19 protein-coding genes are annotated in these 22,107 nt (G+C 66.6%); 6 read left to right on the top strand and 13 right to left on the bottom strand.

Annotation, left to right across the window (positions count from 1 at the left end; genetic code table 11):
- Positions 1 to 70 precede the first annotated feature (70 nt).
- Positions 71 to 481: a hypothetical protein gene (locus ACTJI2_RS03215; RefSeq protein WP_141453614.1), complete on the top strand. Its 411-nt coding sequence runs from the start codon at positions 71 to 73 to the stop codon at positions 479 to 481.
- A 97-nt stretch (positions 482 to 578) separates the two neighbouring features.
- On the opposite strand, the gene ACTJI2_RS03210 is transcribed toward ACTJI2_RS03215, so the two are convergent.
- Together ACTJI2_RS03210 and ACTJI2_RS03205 are read right to left on the bottom strand one after the other, a co-directional pair.
- A complete protein-coding gene (locus tag ACTJI2_RS03210; RefSeq protein ID WP_183643318.1) occupies positions 579 to 1,700 on the bottom strand; it encodes an inorganic phosphate transporter in 1,122 nt (373 codons plus the stop codon).
- A gap of 10 nt (positions 1,701 to 1,710) precedes the next feature.
- Entirely contained in the window at positions 1,711 to 2,337 is a 627-nt protein-coding gene (locus ACTJI2_RS03205; RefSeq protein ID WP_183643321.1) for a DUF47 domain-containing protein, read from the bottom strand.
- A gap of 253 nt (positions 2,338 to 2,590) precedes the next feature.
- Between ACTJI2_RS03205 and ACTJI2_RS03200 the strand changes: the two genes are divergently transcribed.
- Positions 2,591 to 3,895 (top strand): hemolysin family protein, encoded by a 1,305-nt coding sequence (locus ACTJI2_RS03200; RefSeq protein ID WP_183643324.1) that lies wholly within the window; start codon positions 2,591 to 2,593, stop codon positions 3,893 to 3,895.
- Between the two features lie 3 nt (positions 3,896 to 3,898).
- On the top strand, positions 3,899 to 4,531 hold the full coding sequence (locus tag ACTJI2_RS03195) for an exopolysaccharide biosynthesis protein (protein WP_183643327.1): 633 nt from the start codon (positions 3,899 to 3,901) through the stop codon (positions 4,529 to 4,531).
- Positions 4,532 to 4,676: 145 nt separating this feature from the next.
- Here ACTJI2_RS03195 and ACTJI2_RS03190 read toward each other — a convergent pair whose 3' ends face one another.
- The 3 genes from ACTJI2_RS03190 to ACTJI2_RS03180 all read right to left on the bottom strand — a co-directional run bounded on the left by ACTJI2_RS03190 (position 4,677) and on the right by ACTJI2_RS03180 (position 8,566).
- On the bottom strand, positions 4,677 to 6,800 hold the full coding sequence (locus ACTJI2_RS03190; protein ID WP_440841072.1) for a putative bifunctional diguanylate cyclase/phosphodiesterase: 2,124 nt from the start codon (positions 6,798 to 6,800) through the stop codon (positions 4,677 to 4,679).
- A complete protein-coding gene (locus tag ACTJI2_RS03185) occupies positions 6,797 to 7,729 on the bottom strand; it encodes a phosphate/phosphite/phosphonate ABC transporter substrate-binding protein (RefSeq protein WP_425504619.1) in 933 nt (310 codons plus the stop codon). The genes ACTJI2_RS03190 and ACTJI2_RS03185 overlap by 4 nt, the downstream gene beginning before the upstream one ends.
- 63 nt (positions 7,730 to 7,792) lie before the next feature.
- Entirely contained in the window at positions 7,793 to 8,566 is a 774-nt protein-coding gene (locus ACTJI2_RS03180; protein ID WP_440841071.1) for an RNA methyltransferase, read from the bottom strand.
- A gap of 95 nt (positions 8,567 to 8,661) precedes the next feature.
- Here ACTJI2_RS03180 and ACTJI2_RS03175 point away from each other — a divergent pair, with 95 nt between their 5' ends.
- A complete protein-coding gene (locus ACTJI2_RS03175; RefSeq protein WP_183643337.1) occupies positions 8,662 to 9,492 on the top strand; it encodes an inositol monophosphatase family protein in 831 nt (276 codons plus the stop codon).
- Positions 9,493 to 9,654: 162 nt separating this feature from the next.
- Here the strand turns inward: ACTJI2_RS03175 and secF are convergent, their stop codons facing one another.
- The 6 genes from secF to ACTJI2_RS03145 form a co-directional block, all read right to left on the bottom strand.
- Entirely contained in the window at positions 9,655 to 10,620 is a 966-nt protein-coding gene (secF, locus tag ACTJI2_RS03170; RefSeq protein WP_183643340.1) for a protein translocase subunit SecF, read from the bottom strand.
- 16 nt (positions 10,621 to 10,636) lie between these two features.
- Positions 10,637 to 12,541: a protein translocase subunit SecD gene (secD, locus tag ACTJI2_RS03165; protein ID WP_192197501.1), complete on the bottom strand. Its 1,905-nt coding sequence runs from the start codon at positions 12,539 to 12,541 to the stop codon at positions 10,637 to 10,639.
- A 59-nt stretch (positions 12,542 to 12,600) separates the two neighbouring features.
- Positions 12,601 to 12,942 (bottom strand): preprotein translocase subunit YajC, encoded by a 342-nt coding sequence (gene yajC / locus ACTJI2_RS03160; RefSeq protein WP_183643346.1) that lies wholly within the window; start codon positions 12,940 to 12,942, stop codon positions 12,601 to 12,603.
- Positions 12,943 to 13,295: 353 nt separating this feature from the next.
- Positions 13,296 to 14,417, bottom strand: a complete 1,122-nt coding sequence (gene tgt / locus ACTJI2_RS03155; RefSeq protein WP_440841070.1) for a tRNA guanosine(34) transglycosylase Tgt — start codon at positions 14,415 to 14,417, stop codon at positions 13,296 to 13,298.
- Positions 14,418 to 14,540: 123 nt separating this feature from the next.
- Positions 14,541 to 15,569, bottom strand: coding sequence for a tRNA preQ1(34) S-adenosylmethionine ribosyltransferase-isomerase QueA (queA, locus tag ACTJI2_RS03150; RefSeq protein ID WP_440841069.1), 1,029 nt, complete (start codon positions 15,567 to 15,569; stop codon positions 14,541 to 14,543).
- Between the two features lie 84 nt (positions 15,570 to 15,653).
- Complete coding sequence (locus ACTJI2_RS03145) at positions 15,654 to 16,085, bottom strand: Lrp/AsnC family transcriptional regulator (protein ID WP_141453627.1); 432 nt, start codon at positions 16,083 to 16,085, stop codon at positions 15,654 to 15,656.
- Between the two features lie 118 nt (positions 16,086 to 16,203).
- Here ACTJI2_RS03145 and ACTJI2_RS03140 point away from each other — a divergent pair, with 118 nt between their 5' ends.
- Complete coding sequence (locus ACTJI2_RS03140) at positions 16,204 to 17,700, top strand: aminotransferase class III-fold pyridoxal phosphate-dependent enzyme (RefSeq protein WP_440841068.1); 1,497 nt, start codon at positions 16,204 to 16,206, stop codon at positions 17,698 to 17,700.
- A 133-nt stretch (positions 17,701 to 17,833) separates the two neighbouring features.
- Here the strand turns inward: ACTJI2_RS03140 and ACTJI2_RS03135 are convergent, their stop codons facing one another.
- Positions 17,834 to 18,442: an inorganic diphosphatase gene (locus ACTJI2_RS03135; protein ID WP_183643361.1), complete on the bottom strand. Its 609-nt coding sequence runs from the start codon at positions 18,440 to 18,442 to the stop codon at positions 17,834 to 17,836.
- Positions 18,439 to 19,569: a phytase gene (locus ACTJI2_RS03130; RefSeq protein WP_440841067.1), complete on the bottom strand. Its 1,131-nt coding sequence runs from the start codon at positions 19,567 to 19,569 to the stop codon at positions 18,439 to 18,441. The genes ACTJI2_RS03135 and ACTJI2_RS03130 overlap by 4 nt, the downstream gene beginning before the upstream one ends.
- A 172-nt stretch (positions 19,570 to 19,741) precedes the next feature.
- Here ACTJI2_RS03130 and ACTJI2_RS03125 point away from each other — a divergent pair, with 172 nt between their 5' ends.
- Positions 19,742 to 22,084 carry a TonB-dependent receptor plug domain-containing protein gene (locus tag ACTJI2_RS03125; RefSeq protein ID WP_440841066.1) on the top strand — a complete coding sequence of 781 codons (2,343 nt, stop codon included), beginning with the start codon at positions 19,742 to 19,744 and terminating at the stop codon, positions 22,082 to 22,084.
- Positions 22,085 to 22,107 lie beyond the last annotated feature (23 nt).

Below are 22,107 nucleotides of genomic sequence, written 5' to 3'. Positions count from 1 at the left end.
CCGCTGGCTACCCCGGCCACCGCAAACCGGCCTACCATACGGTTCTGGAATTTCCCGAGTCCGCCACGCCATGAAGAATTTCGAACAGATCCGCAGCCACCTGACCACCTCCGGCTACCGGGTGTCGGTGCAGGAACCCTATGTGGCCTGCGTGGAACTGTCGCTGGACAGCGGTAGCCGGCACCAGGCCATCTTCCTGTCCGAACTGAGCAACGACGACGAGCGCAGCTACCTGCGGGTCAGCACGGTCATCGCGCCGATCACCGGCGTCGACGCCCGCCGCGCGCTCGGCTTCAACTGGCACAGCAGCGTCGGCTACCTCGCCATCGGCGAACTCGACGGCGTGCCGTACCTGCAACTATGCGAAAACCGCCCCTACGACGGCCTGACCCCGGCCGAAGTCGACCGCCTGGTGCTGGAAATCGGCGGCCTGGGCGACCGCATGGAACGCGCGCTTTCCGCCGAAGGGGATTTGCTCTGAAGGCGGGAATCGAGAATTGGGAATAGGGAATCGTCAAAGCAAAAGCTGTGTCAGCCGCGCCTTTACGATTCCCGATTCTCCATTCCCCATTCCCGTATCAGGCCCACCCAATCGCCTGCAGCAACTTCAACAGGCCATAGGCGATGCCGCCGGCGGCGGGGATGGTCAGGATCCAGGCCCAGATGATCCGCTCGACCACGCTGAACTTCAGCGCGCGCGGGTTCTTGGCGAAGCCAACGCCCATGATGGCGGTGGAGATGCTGTGGGTGGTGGAGACCGGCATGCCGAAATGCGCGGCCACGGTCAGGATGGTGGCCGAGCTGGTTTCCGCGGCGAAGCCGTTGATCGGATGCAGCTTGACCATCTTGTGGCCGAGGGTCTTGATGATCTTCCAGCCGCCCGAGGCGGTGCCCAGTGCCATTACCACCGCGCAGGTCAGCACGATCCAGGTCGCGATGTCCTGCTCGCCGGCGCTGCCCGGATGCAGGAACGCCAGCCAGTCCGGCAGGTCGTTCAGCGCGCCCGAGGCCTCGGCGCCGAACAGGGTCAGCGCGATGATGCCCATGGTCTTCTGCGCGTCGTTGTGGCCGTGCGCGTAGCCCATGTAGGCCGCGGAAATGATCTGCGCCTTGCCGAAGAACTTGTTGACGAAGTTCGGACGGGCCAGCCGCCGCAGCCAGCCCGTCGCCCGCGAGAGCAGCGCGATCAGGCCCCACAGCAGCAGCATAACGCCGATGCCGAGCAGGAAGCCGGCGATCGGCGAGCTGATCATCGGCACCACCACCTTCCACAGGATGCCCTTGTTCTTGGTCCAGTCGCCAACCGCTTCGGACCAGATCAGCGCGCCCCAGTCGTTGTGGGCAGCGGCCAGCGCGGCGCCGCACAGGCCGCCGATCAGCGCATGCGAGGAGGAGGACGGCAGGCCCTTCCACCAGGTGATGAGGTTCCAGACGATGCCGCCCAGCAGCGCGCACAGGATCACCTGCGAGGTGACCTCGACCACGCCGGTGTCGATCAGGCCGGAGGCAATCGTCTTGGCGACCGCGGTGCCGGTCAACGCGCCCACCAGGTTCATGATTGCCGCCAGCATCACCGCCTGTCCGGGCGAGAGCACCTTGGTGGCGACCACGGTGGCGATGGAATTGGCGGTGTCGTGGAAGCCGTTGATGAACTCGAACACGAGCGCGGCCAGGATCACCACCAGGACCAGGGTCAGCATGGGCCGGTCCTCAGCTGTTCTTCAGCACGATCTGGTAGGCCACCACGCCGGCTTCGCGGCAGCGGTCGATGGCCTTTTCCAGGATCTCGAAGAACTCCTTGAGCAGGAACATCTGCAGGTGGTCCAGGCGACCGGAATAGATGTCGCGGTACAGCTCCAGCATCAGCCGGTCGGCCTCGTTCTCGATCGCGCGCAGCTTCTCGTTGAGCGCGGTCATGCGATCGATGTTCATCTTCTTCAGTTCGTGGACCATCTCCACCACCACCGCGGCGGCCTGCTCCAGCATCGCCGCGCGCGGCGCGAAGTCGATGCCTTCCAGGTGCTGCAGGGCCAGCGAGTAGCGATCGGCGAACTTCTCGATCTGCTTGGGAATCTTGTACAGGGCCGAACCCAGCGCCTCGATGTCCTCGCGCTCGATCGGGGTGATGAAACTGTCCACCAGCGCCTGGCTGATCTTGTCCGAGGTGGCGCGCTCGCGCAGGCGGGCCAGCTTGAAGGCGTCCAGCGCCGGCTGGCGGTCGCTTTCCTTCATCATGGCGTGGAGGGCCTTGGCGCTGTCCAGGGCGGCCTGGGAAGCCTCTTCGAGCAGGGTGTAGAACTGCTGGCCGGAGCCGAAAATGGTCTGCAGCGAGAACATCGGGGAAATCCCGCCGTCACGGGGCGGACGGCTTTAGGGGCGGAATTATGACCGTTTAGTGACCGTCCTGGCGACGGCCAGGCCCCATCCCGACCCTGGAAAGCCCCCTCTGCGGCCCTCCGGTCCGGGTTTGGTACACTCCTCCGGCACCCGAGGGTGCACCCTATGGAAGACGACCCTACCTCCCCCTCGCACTGTCGCCCGCGATACGCATCCCCGGCGGCGCCCTCTCCGGCCATGACGGAGGGCCGCCGTGCTTGAACTGCTGATCGTCATCGCCCTGATCATCCTGAACGCCTTCTTCGCCCTGTCGGAGATGGCGCTGATGACCTCGCGCAAGCTCAAGCTCAAGCAGATGGCCCAGGAAAGCCGCGGGGCACGCGTGGCCCTGCACCTGGCCGAGCACCCGGACAACCTGCTGTCCACGGTCCAGATCGGCATCACCCTGATCGGCATCCTGGCCGGCGTGTTCGGCGGCGACGCCATCGGCGCGATCATCGCCGGCTGGCTGGCCGAGCTGGTGCCGGGCGTCCAGCAGTACGCCCGCCCGATCGGCATCGGTACCGCGGTCACCCTGATCACCGCCGGCTCGGTCATCTTCGGCGAACTGATTCCCAAGCGGCTGGCGCTGACCAATGCCGAGGCCATCGCGTCGATGGTGGCCATCCCGCTGGACTGGCTGTCGCGCATCGCCCGTCCGGTGGTGTTCGTGCTGGGCGCGATCAACCGCGCCGTGCTACGCATGCTCGGCATCCGCGACGACAACCGCGGTGCGGTGACCGAGGAGGAAATCCGCCTGCTGGTGACCGAGAGCCACGAGCAGGGCGTGATCGACGTCGACGAGCGCAACATGATGAACCGGGTCATGCGCCTGGGCGATCGCACCGCCGACAGCCTGATGACCCCGCGCAAGAAGATCGTCTGGCTGGATACCGCCGCCGACTACCAGGAAAACCTCGAGGTCATGCGCGAATCCCAGTTCTCGCGCTTCCCGGTCTATCGCGCCGGCGACCAGGACGTGGTCGGCGTGCTGGAGGTCAAGTCGCTGCTGGACCGCTTCGCCGACAAATCGCCCGAGATTTTCCGCAACCTGCGCGAGCCGCTGTTCGTGTCCGAATCGACCCATGCGATGAAGCTGCTGGAGATTTTCCGCGAGGAACAGCAGTCGCTGGCGCTGGTGGTGGACGAATACGGCGAAATCCAGGGCCTGGTGACCATCAGCGACCTGATGGGCGCGGTGGTGGGACGCCTGCAGTCCGCGGAGAACAACGAGGACGCCGCGCTGGTGGTCGTGCGCGACGACGGTTCGCTGCTGGTGGACGGCTCGCTGCCCAACGATGACCTGCGCGAACTGCTGGGCGTGACCCTGCCCGACGATGACGAGTACAACACCATCGCCGGCCTGGTGATCGAACGCTTCGGCCGCATCCCGCACGTGGGCGAATCCTTCCAGCTGGACGGCTGGCGTTTCGAGGTCGTGGACCTGGACGGCGCGCGCGTCGACAAGCTGCTGCTGCAGCGCTTGCCGGAGGAAACCGGCGAAGACGCGGCGGCCTGACCCATGGATTCCACCTCATCCCACCCGCCCCACGCGGGGACCCGCGCCCTGCTGGACGATTTCGCGCTCGGCGATCCCAACCAGGTCCTGCAACTGGGCGATCTGCTGTCCGGTTTCGGCCAGAGCGCGTTCGGCCTGCTGCTGTTCATCGGCGTGCTGCCCGCGTTCATTCCCATCCCGGGCGTCGGCGGTGCCATCGGCGGTCCGCTGGTGATCCTGGTCGGCGTGCAGTTGCTGGTCGGCCTCTCCCGGCTGTGGCTGCCCGGCTTCATCGCCCGGCGCGGTCCGCACCGCAGCGCGCTGATCACCTTCCGCAGCCTGCTCTCGCCGTGGCTGGCACGGCTGGAAAAACTGATCCGCCCGCGCCTGCACGCGGTGCTCGATCACAAGCTGGCGCTCTCCTTCACCGGCCTGCTGCTGATCCTGCTGGGGTTGCTGCTGGCCCTGCCGATTCCGTTCACCAACTACGTGTTCGGCGTGCTGTTGCTGCTGTTCGCGCTGGCCCTGCTGGAACGCGATGGCGCGTTGATGCTGGTGGCCTGGGTGGCGGGCGGGACCGCGGTGATCGTGTTCGGCTTCCTGTCCGGACACCTGGTCGCCGCCACCACCGAATTCCTCGGCCGCTGGTTTTCCTGATCCGCGTGAGCCTGTTGTAGGAGCGACGTCAGTCGCGACCGTCAACCCGATTCGGCCATGAAAGCCGGATACCGTTCCATACGGACAGGTGCAAGCGCACGGTCGCGACCCACGTCGCTCCTACAGGAGAATCGATCCGGGTTGCTCAAGCAATGAGCTGGGCGAACTCGGCAGCCGTGACCGGGTAACCCAGCCAATAGCCCTGGGCCAGATCGCAGCCGCGTTCGCGCAGGATGTTGAACTGGCCTTCCTTCTCCACGCCTTCGGCCACCACCGTGATGCCCAGCGAATGGGCCATGGCGATGATCGCGCTGGTCAGGGCCAGATCGTCCGGATCGCGCAGCATGTCGGCGATGAAGCTGCGATCGATCTTCACGCCGTCGACCGGTACCCGGCGCAGGTGGCTCAGTCCGGAGAAGCCGGTGCCGAAATCGTCCAGCCAGACCTTCACCCCGGTGCGGTGCAGGGTCGCCAGCAGCGCACTGGCGTGCGCCTCGTCGGCGATCACCGCGGTCTCGGTCAGTTCCAGGTGCAGCCGCGAGGAAGCCAGCCCGGTTTCGCGCAGGCATTCGGCCACGACCTCCGGCAGATCGCCACTGCGCAACTGGCGCGGCGAGACGTTGACCGACACGAACAGCTGATCCATCGGATCCCGATCCGCGCTCCAGCGCGCGGCCGCCGTGCACGCCGCACGCAGAACGCGCGGGCCGATGCTCTCGATCAGGCCGCTCTGCTCGGCCACGTCGATGAACACCGAGGGCGCCACCATCCCCAGCTCCGGGTGCTGCCAGCGCAGCAGCGCCTCGGCGCCGACGATGCGGCTGTCGGACAGCCGGAACACCGGCTGGTACAGCAGGCTGAGTTCGCCGCGCTCCCAGGCGCCGCGCAGTTCCTGCTCCATCCGCACCCGCCGCTCCACCGCCTGATCCATCGCCCGGCTGTAGAAGCGGTAGCAGTTCTTGCCGGCCACCTTGGCCTGGTACATGGCGATGTCGCCGTTCTTCATCAGCGCGGTGGCGCCGGAGGCGTCCTCGGGGAACAGGGTGATGCCGATCGACGTGCCCAGGAATACCTGTCGATCCTGGATCACCAGCGGCCGGCCCAGCTCGGTCACCAACTGTTCGGCCAGCCGGGTCGCCACCGAACGCACGTCGCCGTCCTGGATCAGGATGACGAACTCGTCGCCGCCGAAGCGTGCCAGCATCGCGTCGTCGCCGCCCAGTTGCTCGACCGCCTCGCGGATGCGGTTGGCGAACTGCTGCAGCACCTCGTCACCGGCCTCGTGGCCGAGGGTATCGTTGACCCTCTTGAAGTCGTCGATGTCGGCGAACAGCAGCGCCAACTGGCGGCCGGCGCCGCGCAGCATCATCAGCCGGTGATCCAGGCTCTCGCGGAACGCCAGCCGGTTGGTCAGGCCGGTCAGCGAATCGGTGTAGGCCATGCGCCGCACGTCGCGATCGTGGCGGGCGATGCTGTCGCTCATGCTGCTGAAGGCACGCACCAGTTCGCCGACCTCGTCGTTGCGGTGGCTGACCGGGCGTTCGCCGTTGTAGTTGCCCACCTCGATGGCGTGCGCAGCTTCGGCCAGTTGCCGGATCGGACGCACCAGGGTGCGCTGGGCGTAGACCATGATGGCCACGCAGGCCACCACCAGCGCGGCCAACAGCGCCCAAACCCAGATCAGGTGGCGGTGTCCCAGTTCCTCCAGCCGTGTACGCGCCGCGGCGACGGCGCGATCCTCGTGTCCGCGCACCGAATCCAGCGAGTAGCCCACCCGTACCCCGCCGATGCGCTGGTTGCCGATCATGATCGGCTCCGAGATATCGACGATCTGCGGCGACCACTGGGTATGCAGTTCCGGCGTGCTGATCGCCTCGTAGGCCAGCGGGTCGCTCATCTGCTGCCCGTAGACCGCGATTTCCTCGGAACCGTCGTGGATGATCCGCCCCTGCGGGTCGTAGACCAGCACATAGCTGACGTCCGGCTCTTTCTGCGCGGAACGGACCAGCGTGCCGATGGTGTCCAGATCGAAGTAGTACAGCGGATTGGCCAGGGCGTCGGCCAGTTGCTCGACGGTGGCGCCGCCATGCCGGCGCAGGCTGTCCTCGGCCATGCCGTGCATGGCCTCGCGGGCCACGCCCGCCACTTCCTGCTGCATCGCCTTCTGCCGGTGCAGCAGGGTCGCCAGCAACCCGATGACCACCGCCAGCATGATGGTCATGGCGGTGAGGAAGCGCGCTTCCAGGCCAAAACGTAGGTTGTTCTTCATTCGACCTGCTCGCGCACGCGGCCCACGCCCTGCCGCAGGTGCTCCAGCGCACGCCGCGAGTCGGGATCCACCGGCAGGAAGGCGGTGGTGCGGAAGAACAGCCGCATCGCCTCGCGCGCCTGCGGATCTTCGGCGGCCTGCAGCAGCACCTCGCGCAGGCGCGCCTCGACCGCCGGCTCCAGATCGCCACGCACCATCTCCAGCGCGCGCGGATACTCGGGGGTTTCGTGGATGATGCGGAAGTCGTTGCGGAACGAGGGCGGGATGCGGCGGGCGTCGTTCCAGTCCAGGCTGCTTACCACGCCGGCATCGACCAAGCGCTTGTGGACCCAGGCCGCGATGTTCAGTTCGGTGCGGGCGAACACATAGCCGACCGAATCCGGGGCCGGCCGATCCATCGGCGACAGCAGGATCTCCAGCCGCTGGCCGGCATCCAGCAATTCCACCGCCGGCGCGAAATAGGCGCTGGTGGAAGCGGTGTTCTGGAACGCGATCGCCTTGCCCTTCAGGTCCTGCAGGTTCTCCAGGCCGCTGTCGCGGCGCACGAAGAACACGCCGTGGTAGCGTCCCACCCCGCCACGCTCGGTCAGCACCAGCGGCTTTGCGCCGGCCCGGTCCTGCAACCGCATCGCGGTGCCGGCGGTTTCGGTCACCCAGTCCACCCGGCCCCGGCGCAGGTAGCTGATCATCTGCTGGGTGTCGCGCGCCATTAGGATGCGGCCCTCGGTGATGCCGACATCGCGCATGCGCGGGATCACGTAGTCCAGCAGCGGCTTGAGCTGTTCGTAGTGGGCCTTGGGATCGTCGCTGATGCGGCCCAGGACAAGCACGTGATCATCGCCACCGGCGGCATCGGCCGGCGCCACGGCACCCGGCAGGAGGAACGCCCCGATCAGCGTCAGGACGAATGCGAACCGGGACGTAGGCAACGAGGAGAATCCTTCGAAAAGGTGGTGGGAGCCTAGCCGAAATTGTGACTTTGGGACAGTAGATTACGTGCGCCCGTCGGCCAAGCGGGCCATCCGCTGGGCGTCCGCCAGCACGCCCCGCAACAGCCTCACCTCTTGTTCGCTCAGGTCCGCGCGCAGGAACAGGCGACGCAGTTTGCGCATCGCCGAATCCGGCGTGCGGCCCTTGTGGAAATCGATCTCATCCAGGGTCTGCCCCAACTGGGCGAAGAAGCCTTCCAGTTGCGCGTGGCTGGCCGGCGCGTCGTCGGGGTGGCGGCTTTCCGGCGCCGGCGACGAGGCCTGCCCGCGCAATGCCAGGCGCAGCTCATACGCCAGCACCTGCACGGCGGCGGCCAGGTTCAGGGAGCTGTACTCGGGATTGGCCGGAATGTGGACGGCAGCGTGGCACAGCTGCAGTTCCTCGTTGGTCAGGCCGGTGCGTTCGCGGCCGAACACCAGCGCCACCTCGCCTTGCGCGGCCATCGTCACCGCCTGGGCGGCGGCCTGGCGCGGCTCGAATTCCTCCAGTTGCACCCGGCGGCTGCGGGCGGTGCAGCCCAGCACGTAGCGGCAGTCGGCCACCCCTTCGGCCAGGGTGGCGACCACCCGGGCGTCGGCCAGCAGATCGTCGGCCCCGGCGGCGCGGCGGCTGGCCTCCTCGGCCGGGAACTGTTCGGGGGCGACCAATACCAGCCGGGCCAGCCCCATGGTCTTGAGGGCGCGCGCGGCGGCGCCGATGTTGCCGGGATGCTGGGTGCCGACCAGCACGATGCGCAGCCGGTCGGCCGCGGAAAGCGGGAATTCGGGAGTGTTCATGGGCGCAGATGTTAAACTGTGCGCGCCGGCCCCTGCGCCGCGCCGTTCTTTTCCACCGTCCATACCGCCCCCTGCCTGTTCCGAGGTCCGAAGCCATGCAGAAACCCGCCGTCACCGTCATGGTCAAAGCCGCCCGACTGGCAGGCAACGTCCTGTTGCGCAGCATCAACAAGCTGGACGCGCTGAACGTGGTGCAGAAGGACCGGATGGACTACGCCAGCGAAGTGGACGCCGATGCCGAGAAGGTCATCGTCAAGGAACTCCGCCGCGCCTATCCCGATTACGCCGTGGTCGGCGAGGAAGGCGGCATCCAGGGCCAGAGCCGCTACACCTGGGTCATCGACCCGCTCGACGGCACCAGCAACTACCTGCGCGGCTTCCCGCACTACTGCGTATCGATCGCGCTGGTCGAAAACGGCGAGCCCACCGACGCGGTGATCTTCGATCCCTTGCGCAACGACCTGTTCACCGCCAGCCGCGGCGCCGGCGCCCAGCTCAACGAGCGCAAGATCCGGGTGGCCGATCGCAAGGATCTGGCCGGCACCGTCATCAGCACCGGCTTCCCGCCGCGTGAGCGCGCCCGTGCCGGCGCCCAGCTCGAATGCGTGCGCGAACTGCTGGTCCAGGCCGAGGACGTCCGCCGCACCGGTTCGGCCGCGCTGGATCTGGCCTACGTGGCCTGTGGCCGCCTGGACGCCTACTTCGAAGCCGGCGTGAAGGACTGGGACATCGCCGCCGGCGTGCTGCTGGTGCGCGAGGCCGGCGGCCGCATCTGCGACTTCCGCGGCGCGGCCACCCCGCGCATGGACGGGCGTGGCCCGGCCTCCCGCCAGATCGTCGCCGGCAACATCAAGGTGGCCGAAGCCCTGCAGAAGACCATCGTCAGCTCCGGCTACGCCGCCAGCTTCGACCCGCCCAAGGGCTGAGCCCACCGTAGAGCCGAGCTCGCTCGGCTCCGCCTTGTCCGGATGAACATCAGCGGAGCAAGCTCCGCTCTACAAAAAAAGGCCGCGCGATGCGCGGCCTTGTTCTTGTAGCTGGACAGGGAAACTATCGAATCCCGAATCCCCACTCCCGAATCTCGGCCCTCAGGGCCTCCGCGCCAGCGCCGCCTCGTCCTTGGCCTTGGGCATCAGATCCTGCTTGGTGACCTTCATGAAGCCCATCGTCAGCAGCGGGCAAGCGATGAAGATCGAGGAGATGGTGCCGATCACGATGCCGATCATCTGCGAGATCGCCATGCCTTCCAGCGAACCGCCGCCGTAGATGTACAGCGCCAGCACGGTCAGGAACGCCACGAACGAGGTGATGATGGTGCGCGACAGGGTCTGGTTGACCGAACGATTCAGCACCTCGACCGGATCCACGCGCAGCGAGCGGAAATTCTCGCGCACGCGGTCGAACACCACGATGGTGTCGTTGATCGAGAAACCCATCACCGACAGCAGGCCCGCCAGCACGGTCAGGTCGAACTCCCGCCCGGTCAGGGCGAAGAAGCCGGCGCAGATCAGCACGTCGTGCAGGGTGGTGAAGATCGCCGCCAGCGCGAATTTCCATTCGAACCGGAATGCGATGTAGATCAGGAAGCCAACCACCACGAAGATCAGCGCGTACAGGCCGTTCATGGCCAGTTCCTTGCCGACCTGCGGACTGACGATTTCGCTGCGCAGCTTGGTCGCCGGGTTCTCCGCCGAGGACGCCAGCTTCACCACCTCGGTGGCGGTGCGGTTGGCGGCTTCCGAATCGGTCTGGCCTTCGCGAGGCTGCAGGCGGACCAGCAGATCCCGGCCGCTGCCGAAGGTCTGGACCTGCGCGCCCTGGTAACCGGAGGTTTCCAGGCGCTCACGCACGCCATCCACGTCCGGCGGGTTGTCGAAGCGCAGTTCCACCATGATGCCGCCGGTGAAATCGAGCGCGTAGTTGAAGCCCTTGAACGCCATGGCGCCGACGGCGACCACCGCGAGAATCAGGGCGACCGCCAGCGACACCCAGCGCAGGCGCATGAAGTCGATGTTGGTGTCGTTGGGAACGAGATGCAGCGGAAAGAGTTTCATGGTTCGGTTGCTCTCGTCAGATGGCCAGCGACTTCAGCTTGCGGCGGCGGCCGTAGATCAGCGTGGCCAGCGCGCGCGACACGGTCACGGCGGTGAACACGGAGGTCAGGATGCCGACGATCATGGTGACGGCGAAGCCCTTCAGCGGGCCGGTGCCAAAGGCGAACAGCGCCACGCCGGCCAGCAGCGCGGTCATGTTCGAGTCGAAGATGGTGCCGGAGGCCTTGTCGTAGCCGGTGGCGATGGACGCCAGCGGTGGCACCCCCGCCCTCAATTCCTCGCGTATGCGTTCGTTGATCAGCACGTTCGCGTCCACCGACATGCCGATCGACAGCGCCAGGCCGGCGAAGCCCGGCAGGGTCATGGTGGCGCCGAACAGCGACATCACCGCCACCACCATCACCAGGTTGAGCAGCAGCGCGATGCAGGTCAGCAGACCGAACACCCGGTAATAGACAAGGAAGAAAGCCAGTGCGAACAGGAACGAGAACATCACCGCCTTGGTGCCGCGCTCGACGTTCTCCTTGCCGAGGCTGGGACCGACCACACGCTCGTTGATGAAGTCCATCGGCGCGGCCAGCGAGCCGGCGCGCAGCAGCTTGGCCAGGCCGTCGGCCTCGGTCTTTTCCAGGCCGGTGGTGATGAAGTTCTTGCCGAACACGCCATTGATGTTGGCCACCGAGATCACTTCTTCCTTGATCCGGGTGCTGCGCACTTCCTCGCCGTTGACGATATCCACCTGCGGGATGCGCTCGATGTAGACCACCGCCATCGGCTTGTTCACGTTGGCGCTGGTGAAGTCGAACATGCGCTGGCCGCCGATGTTGTTCAGCGTGACGTTGACCGCCGGCAGGCCGTTCTGGTCGGTCGAGGTCTGCGCGCCGACCATCTGGTCGCCGGACACGATCACGCGCTTGTTCAGCAGGATCGGGATCGGCTTGCCATCGGGGCCCAGCTCGCGGCGGTAGTACACCCGCGCCTCCGGCGGCACGTTGCCGCTGGCGACCGCGTCGTAGGCGTTGCCGTCGACCGCTGCGCGGTACTCCAGGGTGGCGGTCGCGCCGATCATGCGCTTGGCCTCGGCGGTGTCCTGCACGCCCGGCAGCTGCACGACCACGCGATCGTTGCCCTGGCGCTGGATGATCGGCTCGGCCACGCCCAGCTCGTTCACGCGGTTGCGCAGGGTGGTGATGTTCTGCTCGATGGCGCTGCCGGCGATCTGGTTCAGTTCGCTCTCCGGCAGGACGATGGTGATGCGCTCGCCTTCCACGTCATAGGTCAGGGCGCCGCCACCCGCCAGCCCGGTGCCGCCGGCATTGGACGAGGCGACCAGGGTCTTGGCCAGCAGGTCGCGCGCCTTGTTGGCATCCTCGCCCGGGGCCAGGGCGATGGCGATGCTGTTGTCCGGACGGCGTTCGACCGACTGGTACTTGATGCGGTTGTCGCGCAGGGTCAGGCGGGCGTCCTCGACGTAGGCGTCGACGCGCTTGTCCAGCGCGGCCTTCTGGTCGACCTGCAACTCGAAGTGCACGCCGCCCTGCAAATCCAGGCCCTGCACCATCGGGCGGGCGCCGAACCGGCTGAGCCAGTCCGGGACCGTCGAGGCCAGGTTCAGCGCCACCACGTAGTTCTCGCCCAACGCGCCGCGCAGGACGTCGTTGGCCTTGGTCTGCGCATCCAGGCCCGGCAGGCGGACCAGCAGGCTCTTGCCATCCTGGTCGTCCAGCGCCTTGGTGGCCACGCCGGCCTCCTTGAGGCTGGCCTCGACCTTCTGCCGCAACGCCGCGTCCACCGCGTATCCGCGGTTCGGGGTGATCTGTACCGAGGGATCCTGCGGGTAGATGTTGGGCAGGGCGTAGAACACGCTCAGCGCAACGACCAGCAGGATGACGACGTATTTCCAGCGAGGGAATTCAAGCATTGCGGCAACCCGCGCACACCCGTCCCGGGTGCGCGCTCAACGATGGTCGGAAGGGAAAATCAGGCGGACTTCAGGGTGCCCTTGGGCAGGACATTGCCCACGGCGGCCTTCTGCACGCGCACCCGCACGTTGTCGGCCACTTCGATGGTGATGAAGTTGTCGCCGATGTCGGTGATGGTGCCGGCGATGCCACCGGTGGTGATGACCTCGTCGCCGCGCGAGAGCTTTTCCAGCATGGCCCGATGTTCCTTCGCACGCTTCATCTGCGGGCGGATCATCAGGAAGTACATGATGGCAATCAGGATGATCGGCATCAGCAGGCCGAAACCACCCAGGCCACCCTGGGGAGCGCCGGCGGCCTGTGCATGCGCCGGGGCGATCAGAAAATCGAGCAGATTCATGGAGTTATCCGTTCTTATGCGAAAGCAGCCGGGAATTATGCCACGCGGCAGGCATCCCCGTCCCGGCGCCGCGCCGGACCCGGCGGGCTTCGCCGGGACGGTGTGAAGACCGTCCCGGCCCGGAAAGGTTCCGCATCACCCTGTAGAGCGGAGCTTGCCCCGCTGCTCTTCCCCTCACCCGGGCTTCCCGCCAAGCCGAGCAAGCTCGACTCTACAAGATTGGGGTTACCGGAGCGCAGTTGCTGATAGGCAAGCGCCGCTCGCCCCGCGTAGAGCGGAGCTTGCTCCGCTGCTCTTCCTCCTCATCCAGGCATCCCGCCAAGCCGAGCAAGCTCGGCTCTACGCGATCGCGGTTATCGGGGGGCTTCCGCCCCGCGGGCGGCATAGAACGCCTGGCGGAAGTCGCCGAAGCGGCCCTGTTCGATGGCGGCGCGGATGTCGGCCATCAGTTTTTCGTAGTACCAGAGGTTGTGCAGGGTACCGAGCATCGGCGCCAGCATCTCGTTGCAGCGGTCCAGGTGGCGCAGGTACGAGCGGGTGAAGCCGTTGCGGCAGGCATGGCAGCCGCAGCCCGGCTCGATCGGCTGCATGTCCTTCTCGTACTTGGCGTTGCGGATGCGCACGGTGCCGAACGAGGTGAAATAATGGCCGTTGCGGGCGTTGCGGGTCGGCATCACGCAATCGAACATGTCCACCCCGCGCGCCACGCCCTCCACCAGGTCCTCCGGCCGGCCCACGCCCATCAGGTAGCGCGGGCGGTCCTGCGGCAGGATCGGATGCATGTGTTCGAGGATGCGGTTGCGCTCCTCCTCCGGCTCGCCGACCGCCAGCCCGCCGATGGCGTAACCATCGAAACCAATCGCCTGCAGCCCCGCCGCGGAACGCTCGCGCAACAGCTCGTGCACGCCGCCCTGGACGATGCCGAACAGCGCCGCGTCGTTGCCCTCGTGCGCGCGCTTGCTGCGCTCGGCCCAGCGCAGGCTCAGTTCCATCGACTTGCGCGCGACTTCCTCGGTCGCCGGATACGGGGTGCACTCGTCGAAGATCATCACGATGTCCGAGTCCAGCACCTTCTGGATGCGCATGCTCTCCTCGGGACCGAGGAACACCTTGCTGCCATCCACCGGCGAGGCGAAGGTCACGCCCTGTTCGGTGATCTTGCGGCGGTGCGCCAGCGAGAACACCTGGAAGCCGCCGGAGTCGGTGAGGATGGGCCGGCTCCAGCGCGCGAAGCCGTGCAGGCCGCCGTGCTGGGCGATGACCTCCAGGCCCGGGCGCAGGTAGAGGTGGAAGGTATTGCCGAGGATGATCTCCGCGCCCAGCGCCTCGATCTGGTCCGGCAGGATGCCCTTGACCGAGCCATACGTTCCCACCGGCATGAAGGCCGGTGTCTCCACCGTGCCGCGCGGAAAGGTCAGGCGGCCGCGGCGGGCGTTGCCGTCGGTGGTGTCGAGCTGGAACTGGAGTCGGGACATGGGAGGGCGGGACTGGAAGAAGGAAAGCCGGATTGCAATCTTTGGTGTGGGAGCGACGTCAGTCGCGATGGCTTGAGCACATCGGAAACATCATCGTCGCGACTGACGTCGCTCCTGCAGGAATCATATGGACGGAAACAGCAGCATCGCGTCGCCGTAGGAAAAGAAGCGATAGCGTTCGCGCACCGCGTGCTCATAGGCGGCGAACACGCGTTCCTTGCCGGCGAACGCCGAAACCAGCATCAGCAGGGTGCTCTCCGGCAGGTGGAAATTGGTGATCATCGCGTCCACGCTGCGGATGCGATAACCGGGGAAGATGAAGATGCGGGTCTCGCCGGCGAACGGTTGCAGTTGACCATCGCGCATCGCCGATTCCAGCGCGCGCACCACGGTGGTGCCCACCGCGATCACCCGCCCGCCGCGGGCGCGGGTGGCCTGGATGCGTTCGATCAGCGCCGCACCGACGTTCAGCCATTCGCTGTGCATCTGGTGCTGGCGGACGTCATCCACCCGCACCGGCTGGAAGGTGCCGGCGCCCACGTGCAGGGTGACGTGGCCGAATTCGACGCCGCGTTCGTGCAGCGCCGCCAGCAGCGGCTCGTCGAAATGCAGGCCGGCGGTCGGTGCGGCGACCGCGCCCGGCTCGCGCGCGAACACGGTCTGGTAGCGCTCGTCGTCGTCCTTCCCCGCTTCGCGCTGGATGTACGGCGGCAGCGGCAGGCGGCCAGCCTGCAGCAGCCAGCTTTCCAGCGCCGCGGTCACGTGGAAGCGCAGGCGGTAGAACTCGCCGTCCCGGCCCAGCACCTCGGCCTCGCCGCCGGCGTCCAGGGCAATCCTGCTACCGGGCTTGGGCGACTTGCTGGCACCCACCTGCGCCCGCGCCTCGTTGTCAGGCAACAGGCGCTCGATCAGGATTTCGACCCGCCCGCCGGTCTCCTTCTGGCCGAATAGCCGGGCCGGAATCACCCGGGTGTCGTTGAACACCAGCAGATCGCCCGGCGCCAGCCATTCCGGCAGATCGCGGACCTGGCGATCGGCGAAGGCGGCGTCGCCCGGTGGCACCACCAGCAGGCGGCTGGCCGAACGCTCCGGCAGCGGCGCCTGGGCGATCAAGGCCTCGGGCAGGTCGAAATGGAAATCGGATTTCTTCACAGGGGGACGGCTCGGGAAGCCCGCCATTGTAAGGGAGCCGGTCGCCACGGGCGTTTGCGTCCCCTGCCCGGCCCGCGCCGCCGTTCAGCGCTCGAACTTGGTCGACAGCACGATCGACGAGGTGGTGCGCTCGACGCCGTCAATCGCGCCGATCCGATCGGTCAGCAGATCCATGCCGTCCACCGATGGCACCACGCCCACCGCGATCAGATCGTAGGCGCCGCTGACCGACTGCAGCAGGCGCACCTCGGGCATCGCGCGCAGGGAGGCGACCACCGAGGTCATCTGCTTGGGATGCACGGTGATCATGATGTGCGCGCGGATGTGCCCGCGCTCGTAGTCATCGTGCACCCGCACGGTATAGCCGCTGATGACGCCCTCGCGTTCCAGCCGCTCGATCCGGCTCTGCACCGTCGTTCGCGACAGATTGAGCCGGCGCGCGATCTGGGCGGTCGAGGCGCGCGCGTTGTCGCGCAACAGGCTGAGCAGCAACTGGTCGGTCGCGGAGATCTTCATTTCAGGGCACTCGCCTCGTCGATTCGACGAAATCTACAGAAAATTCGTGCAAATCATAACTGTCAAACGACGAATTTATCCACATAATAGAGGTTTGCCATCCTTTCCGGAGAACACCATGGCCCTCCTCGACCTGCTCGCCCCCCTCCGCGCCCATGCGGGCAAGCGCCTGACCACCGGACTGGACGACGCCACCCTCGAGCGTTTCGCCGCCAGCCAGCCGGCCCTGGTCGCGGCCATCGAGGCCGCCGCCGCCGAACACGCCCGCCTGAAGGACGAATTCGCCGAGCTGCTGGATCTGGACGAGGAAGCGCAGCTGCGCGCCGTCCAGGCCGGCTACGTCAACTTCTATCCGGACGACGCGGTCAACCCGTACGTGGCGCTGGCCGCGCGCGGTCCGTGGGTGGTGACCCTCAACGGCGCGGTGCTGTACGACGCCGGCGGCTATGGCATGCTCGGCTTCGGCCATACCCCCGAGCCGATCCTGGCGGCGATGGCGCGGCCGCAGGTGATGGCCAACATCATGACCCCGAGCCTGTCGCAGTTGCGCTTCGACCGCGCCCTGCGCAAGGAAATCGGCCAGACCCGCGGCGGTTGTCCGTACGCGAAGTTCCTGTGCCTGAACTCGGGCTCCGAGTCGGTCGGCCTGGCCGCCCGCATCGCCGACATCAACACCAAGCTGCAGACCGACCCGGGCGCCCGCCACGAAGGTCGCGCGGTCAAGCGCGTGGTCGTGAAGGGCAGCTTCCATGGCCGCACCGAGCGTCCGGCCCTGTATTCGGACTCTTCGCGAAAGACCTACCAGCAGCACCTGGCCAGCTACCGTGGCGAGGATTCGCTGATCGCCATCGAGCCCTACGACGTCGAGGCGCTCAAGCGGGCGTTCGCCGACGCCGAAACCAAGGGCTGGTTCATCGAGGCGGTGTTCCTGGAGCCGGTGATGGGCGAAGGCGATCCGGGCCGCTCGGTGCCGCCGGCGTTCTACGCCGCCGCGCGCGAGCTGACCCGCCAGCACGGCAGCCTGTTCCTGGTCGACTCCATCCAGGCCGGCCTGCGCGCCCACGGCGTACTGTCGATCGTCGACTACCCCGGTTTCGAAGGCCTGGACGCGCCGGACATGGAGACCTACTCCAAGGCGCTCAACGCCGCGCAGTACCCGCTGTCGGTGCTGGCGGTCAGCGAACGCGCCGCCGGCCTGTACCGCAAAGGCGTCTACGGCAACACCATGACCACCAATCCACGCGCGCTCGACGTGGCCTGCGCCACCCTGGAACAGCTGACCCCGCAGGTCCGCGAGAACATCCGCGCCCGCGGCGTCGACGCGGTCGCCCGCCTCGAGAAACTGAAGGACGAACTGGGCGGCCTGATCACCAAGGTGCAGGGCACCGGTCTGCTGTTCTCCTGCGAACTGGCCCCGCAATTCAAGTGCTACGGCGCCAACTCCACCGAGGAATGGCTGCGCCAGCACGGCATCAACGTCATCCACGGCGGCGCCAACTCGCTGCGCTTCACCCCGCATTTCGCGATGGGTGCCGAGGAACTGGAACTGCTGGTGTCGATGGTCGGCCGCGCGCTGCAGGAAGGTCCGCGCAACACCCAGGCCGCGGCGGCCTGATCCTCCCGGATCGCGTTTTTCCTCGTGGGCGGACACCCCTGGCGGTGTCCGCCTTTTTTGCGCGCGGTTCGCGTAGAGCGGAGCTTGCTCCACTGCCCGGGCTCCCCACCATCCCGCGCCGGCAAGTCCGGCGCTACGGCGTGCGCTTCGCCTCGTTGAACCGCACCATCACCGCCTGGATCAACGCCCTGGCCTCGGCGGCGTCGCCATAGCCGTTCAACCGGACCGGATTGCGCCCCCTGGGCAAATCCTTGTACACACGGAAGAACGCCTCGATGCGATCGCGCTCGATGGCGGGCAGGTCGGCGAGATCACGGATGCCGGCGTAGGTGGGATCCACCTTGTCCGTCGGCACGCCGATGATCTTCTCGTCGGTCTTGCCGTCATCGACCATCCGCAGCACGCCAATCGGCCGGAACCGGATCAGCACGCCGGGATGCAGCGGCTCGCGGGTCAACACCAGCGCATCCAGGGGATCCCCATCCCCTGCCAGGGTGCGCGGCATCGAACCGTAGTTGGCCGGATAGGCCACCGGCATAGACTGGAAACGATCGACGAACAGCAATCCTTCTTCGTTGATCTCGTACTTGGTGAAACTGCCGGCCGGTATTTCCACCGCCAGCACCGCTTCTTCCGGCACCTTCGGCGATTGCGCGGCCAGGAACGGGTGGACCACCGTATCGCCGGCCTGCGCCAGCGATGCGGCCATCAATCCCGCAAGCAGGACGACCGCGCGGCTCATTGCGCCGGCTTGCAGGCGGGCAGCTTCAGCGCCCGCGCAATCGCCTGCCAGTCGAACGCGGCGACGGCCTTGTCGTCATCCACCGCGTAGAACACGCCTTCCGGGAAGCGCTTGTCGACGGTCTGATCGAGCCACACGCCGTCGGTGTTGGCGGTGCGCTCGCCGGTGAAGGCACCCAGGTGTTCCAGGCTGAGGCGATCGAACACATGGAACACGCTGCGGTCCTTGAACTGATCGGTGGCGATCCAGAAGCCCGTGCCACCCGCGCACTGCGCCAGCGCCATGCCCTCGGCCTGCGCCCTGAACAGGTCGGCGCCGATGTCGCGGCCGCGATAGCGACCGTCCAGGCCGTACTCGCGCAGGCGGGTGCCGGTGGCGACGTCCTCTTCCGCCAGCAGCAGGCGATCGTTGGCGATATCGCCGAACACCGACTCGGCGATCCGGATCGCGCCGGCTTCGGAGGTGTCGCCGAAGGTGCCCGTCAATGTCGCCGCCCAGCCCTGCGGCACGCGCCGCAGCTGGTAGCGCTTGAACCGGCGATCCAGCTCCGCCAGCGGCGGCGGCAGGTCCTCGTTCTGCGGCGACATGTAGTTGTCGCTGACGATGACCTCGTAGCTGTCCTTCTGCGGGCGAACCCACAGGCCATAGGGCTGCTTCAGGTCCTCGGCGCCGAAACTGAGCAGCGGCTGGAATCCCGGCAGCTGGAACAGTTGCACGCGATGGTTGTCGCGCTCGACCACCAGCACCAGATCGTCAATCACGGCGATGCCGTTGGGACGCTGGAGCTGGCCGGCACCCGTGCCCGGCCCCCCGACCGTGCGCAGGCGTTCGCCGCTGACACCGTCATAGACGATCAGCTGATCCGTCGCCTTGGCGGTGGCGATCAGCCAGCGCTTGCCGTCCGGCGAGCGCCAACTGGCCGGCGAGTCGACGTTGTCGGCCGGCGTGTCGGCGGTCAGGAAAGCCTCGGGCACCACCACGTGCGGGATCTTCGCTTCGCTCAGCAGCGGATCCTTTTCCACGTTCTCGTCCGGCTCGCGGTCGGCCACCGTCGGCGCGACGCCGGCGCAGCCGGCCATGGACAGGATCGCCAGCAGGCTGGCCATTGCGTTCAAGCGGTGCGACATGCGTTATCCCCTGGAGCGGTTGACGGTCAACAAACCGCAATGTTCTACGCATCGATTATGACGTTTTGGTTGCATCGTCGAAGGTTCGCCGACGTGCCATCTGATGGTCATATTGCCGCCATCTAAGCCCCGTAGAAATCGCCGTTTATCTTCACACGGGGAAAACACGACGATGAAACGCACCGCCCTGGCCATCGGCCTGTCACAGGCATTGCTCTGCGCCGGCATGATCAGTGCCATCCCGCTGGCGCGAGCGCAGGCCATGCCCGATGGCGGTGGCGGCGCGTCCGCCGTGCCGGCGGAGGACCCCAAGCAACTGGACACCATCGTCGTCCAGGGCGAAATCGCCTACCGCAACCGCACCGACGACATCTCCCCCACCCTGTCCTACGACCTGGAGTACTTCCAGCGTTTCGAGCCGAACACCGTGGGCGACATGCTCAAGCGCGTGCCCGGCGTGACCTTCGTCGGCTCGGACATCATGGAATTCGACGGCGCGATGATGCGTGGCATGGCCGCCGGCTACACCCAGGTGTTGATCAACGGCAAGAAGGTGCCCGGCGCCGGTGACGATCGCTCGTTCTGGGTGGACCGCATCCCGGCGGAAATGGTCGACCACATCGAAATCCTGCGCAGCAACAGCGCCAACCGCAGCGGCGACGCCATCGCCGGCACCATCAACATCGTCCTGCGCGACGCCTACGTGTTCGACGGCAGCTACCTGCGCATCGGCGTCAATCGCTGGTACGACGGCGAGGTGAACCCGACCTTCGGCGCGGTGACCAGCGTCGACGCGCTGGGCGGCCGCCTGCTCGCCGGCATCAACGTGCAGGACCGCTACCGCTCCAAGGTCAAGCGCTCGGACCGCTTCGCCGACCCGTCCCGGCAGGAACTGGTGAGCTGGGAAGACCAGACCGAGGTCAAGGACGGCCGCGACTACTCGGCCAACGTGTCGTACACCGCCGACGTCGGCGAGACCGGTCGCATCAGCATCGACGGCTTCTACGTCAAGACCGACCGCGACGTCACCGAGGTCTCCCATGAAGTGGAGTACGACGACGAAGACGTCATCGACTCCCGCGTGCCCGGCTTGAATCCGATCGACCAGCGCAACTGGGGTATCGGCACCGGGTACAGGTTCGACATGGCCGGCGGCACCACCGAGTTCGACCTCGATTACGCGCGCTTCGAGGACGACAGCGCCGTCAGCGAGGAAAAGCACGAGTACGTGAACGGCGAATGGGACGCTTCCGAAGCCGAATCCCAGGCCGTGGACGCCAAGGACACCGAGACCAGCTTCAAGATCGCGCACAAGCGCCCGGCGGGCGGCGCCGAACTCGAATTCGGCGTGGACTGGCGGCGCAAGAAACGCGACGTCACCTACACCAACTACGCCTGGGAAGCAGAGAATGAAGGCGACCCGGTGGCCTATGAACCAGACGGCGTCATCGGCTCGCTGATCGAGGAAACCCGTGTCGACCCCTACCTGATGCTTTCGGGCAAGGGCCAGGCGTTCTCCTGGGAAGCCGGCCTGCGCTACGAAACCACCCGTTCGGACATCCGCTACCAGGAGGACGGCGACGTCGCCGGATCCGCCAGCAAGGACTACAACGAACTGTTGCCCTCGCTGCACCTGAAGTGGGATCTGGATGAAGCCACCCGCATCAGCCTGTCGCTGGCCAAGAGCGTGAAGCGCCCGAACTTCAACGAGCTGATTCCCGCCCTGCTGGACGGCGAGTACGGCGACAACGATTACATCGGCAATCCGGAACTCGACCCGGAAACCGCCAACGGCATCGACCTTGGCTTCGAGCGTCGCCTCGGCAAGCATGGCGTGGTGGGCTTGAACTTCTTCTACCGCGATGTGAAGAACCTGATCGAACTGGTCAACACCGGCGAACTGAGCGAGGACGCGCAGGACAAGTACGCCGAGGACCTGGAGGAATTCCTGGCGGAGAATCCCGGCGCGACCGAGGACGATTTCCAGTTCGACGCCGAAAGCTGGCTGTTCACCTCGGCCAACGTCGGCGACGGCAAGGTCTATGGCGTCGAGTTCGATCTGTCGACCCCGTTGACCGCGCTGGGCATGCCGAACACCGGCGTGTTCCTCAACTACTCCTACCTCAACAGCAAGGTCACCGATTTCATCGGCGAGCGCCGCTTCAACGACCAGGCCAAGAGTGTCTACAACGTCGGCTTCATCCAGGACCTGCCGTCGCTCGGTGCCAGCTTCGGCGCCACCTATCGCAAGCAGGGCGACGCCTTCAGCCGCATCCTGGCCGAGGAAGTGACCGTCAAGTACGGCGACGATCTGGAAGTGTTCGTGGAGAAGCGCTTCGGCAAGACCATGTCGATGCGCCTGACCGCCGCCAACCTGCTGGACGCCTCCAAGGACGAGTTCTTCCACAAGTTCGACAACCAGGCCGACCAGATCGATCGCGACTACGACGAGTACGAGCTGGAAACCGAGGAGGCCGGCCCGAGCTATCAGTTGGTCATGCGCTGGGCGTTCTGAGCGCGGCCCTCCCCGCGTCCCGT

Source organism: Pseudoxanthomonas sp. 22568 (assembly GCF_052044485.1).
Lineage (GTDB): Bacteria > Pseudomonadota > Gammaproteobacteria > Xanthomonadales > Xanthomonadaceae > Pseudoxanthomonas_A > Pseudoxanthomonas_A beigongshangi.
The sequence above is the reverse complement of the archived record's forward strand: the minus strand, read 5'-3'. Positions and strand labels throughout refer to the sequence as shown.

Excerpts from the sequence above, each read along its gene's own strand:
- ACTJI2_RS03215 (WP_141453614.1), top strand. The coding sequence starts at position 71 with ATGAAGAATTTCGAACAGATCCGCAGCCACCTGACCACCTCCGGCTAC.
- ACTJI2_RS03210 (WP_183643318.1), bottom strand. The coding sequence starts at position 1,700 with ATGCTGACCCTGGTCCTGGTGGTGATCCTGGCCGCGCTCGTGTTCGAG.
- ACTJI2_RS03205 (WP_183643321.1), bottom strand. The coding sequence starts at position 2,337 with ATGTTCTCGCTGCAGACCATTTTCGGCTCCGGCCAGCAGTTCTACACC.
- ACTJI2_RS03195 (WP_183643327.1), top strand. The coding sequence starts at position 3,899 with ATGGATTCCACCTCATCCCACCCGCCCCACGCGGGGACCCGCGCCCTG.
- ACTJI2_RS03190 (WP_440841072.1), bottom strand. The coding sequence starts at position 6,800 with ATGAAGAACAACCTACGTTTTGGCCTGGAAGCGCGCTTCCTCACCGCC.
- ACTJI2_RS03180 (WP_440841071.1), bottom strand. The coding sequence starts at position 8,566 with ATGAACACTCCCGAATTCCCGCTTTCCGCGGCCGACCGGCTGCGCATC.
- ACTJI2_RS03175 (WP_183643337.1), top strand. The coding sequence starts at position 8,662 with ATGCAGAAACCCGCCGTCACCGTCATGGTCAAAGCCGCCCGACTGGCA.
- secF (WP_183643340.1), bottom strand. The coding sequence starts at position 10,620 with ATGAAACTCTTTCCGCTGCATCTCGTTCCCAACGACACCAACATCGAC.
- secD (WP_192197501.1), bottom strand. The coding sequence starts at position 12,541 with ATGCTTGAATTCCCTCGCTGGAAATACGTCGTCATCCTGCTGGTCGTT.
- yajC (WP_183643346.1), bottom strand. The coding sequence starts at position 12,942 with ATGAATCTGCTCGATTTTCTGATCGCCCCGGCGCATGCACAGGCCGCC.
- tgt (WP_440841070.1), bottom strand. The coding sequence starts at position 14,417 with ATGTCCCGACTCCAGTTCCAGCTCGACACCACCGACGGCAACGCCCGC.
- ACTJI2_RS03145 (WP_141453627.1), bottom strand. The coding sequence starts at position 16,085 with ATGAAGATCTCCGCGACCGACCAGTTGCTGCTCAGCCTGTTGCGCGAC.
- ACTJI2_RS03140 (WP_440841068.1), top strand. The coding sequence starts at position 16,204 with ATGGCCCTCCTCGACCTGCTCGCCCCCCTCCGCGCCCATGCGGGCAAG.
- ACTJI2_RS03135 (WP_183643361.1), bottom strand. The coding sequence starts at position 18,442 with ATGAGCCGCGCGGTCGTCCTGCTTGCGGGATTGATGGCCGCATCGCTG.
- ACTJI2_RS03130 (WP_440841067.1), bottom strand. The coding sequence starts at position 19,569 with ATGTCGCACCGCTTGAACGCAATGGCCAGCCTGCTGGCGATCCTGTCC.
- ACTJI2_RS03125 (WP_440841066.1), top strand. The coding sequence starts at position 19,742 with ATGAAACGCACCGCCCTGGCCATCGGCCTGTCACAGGCATTGCTCTGC.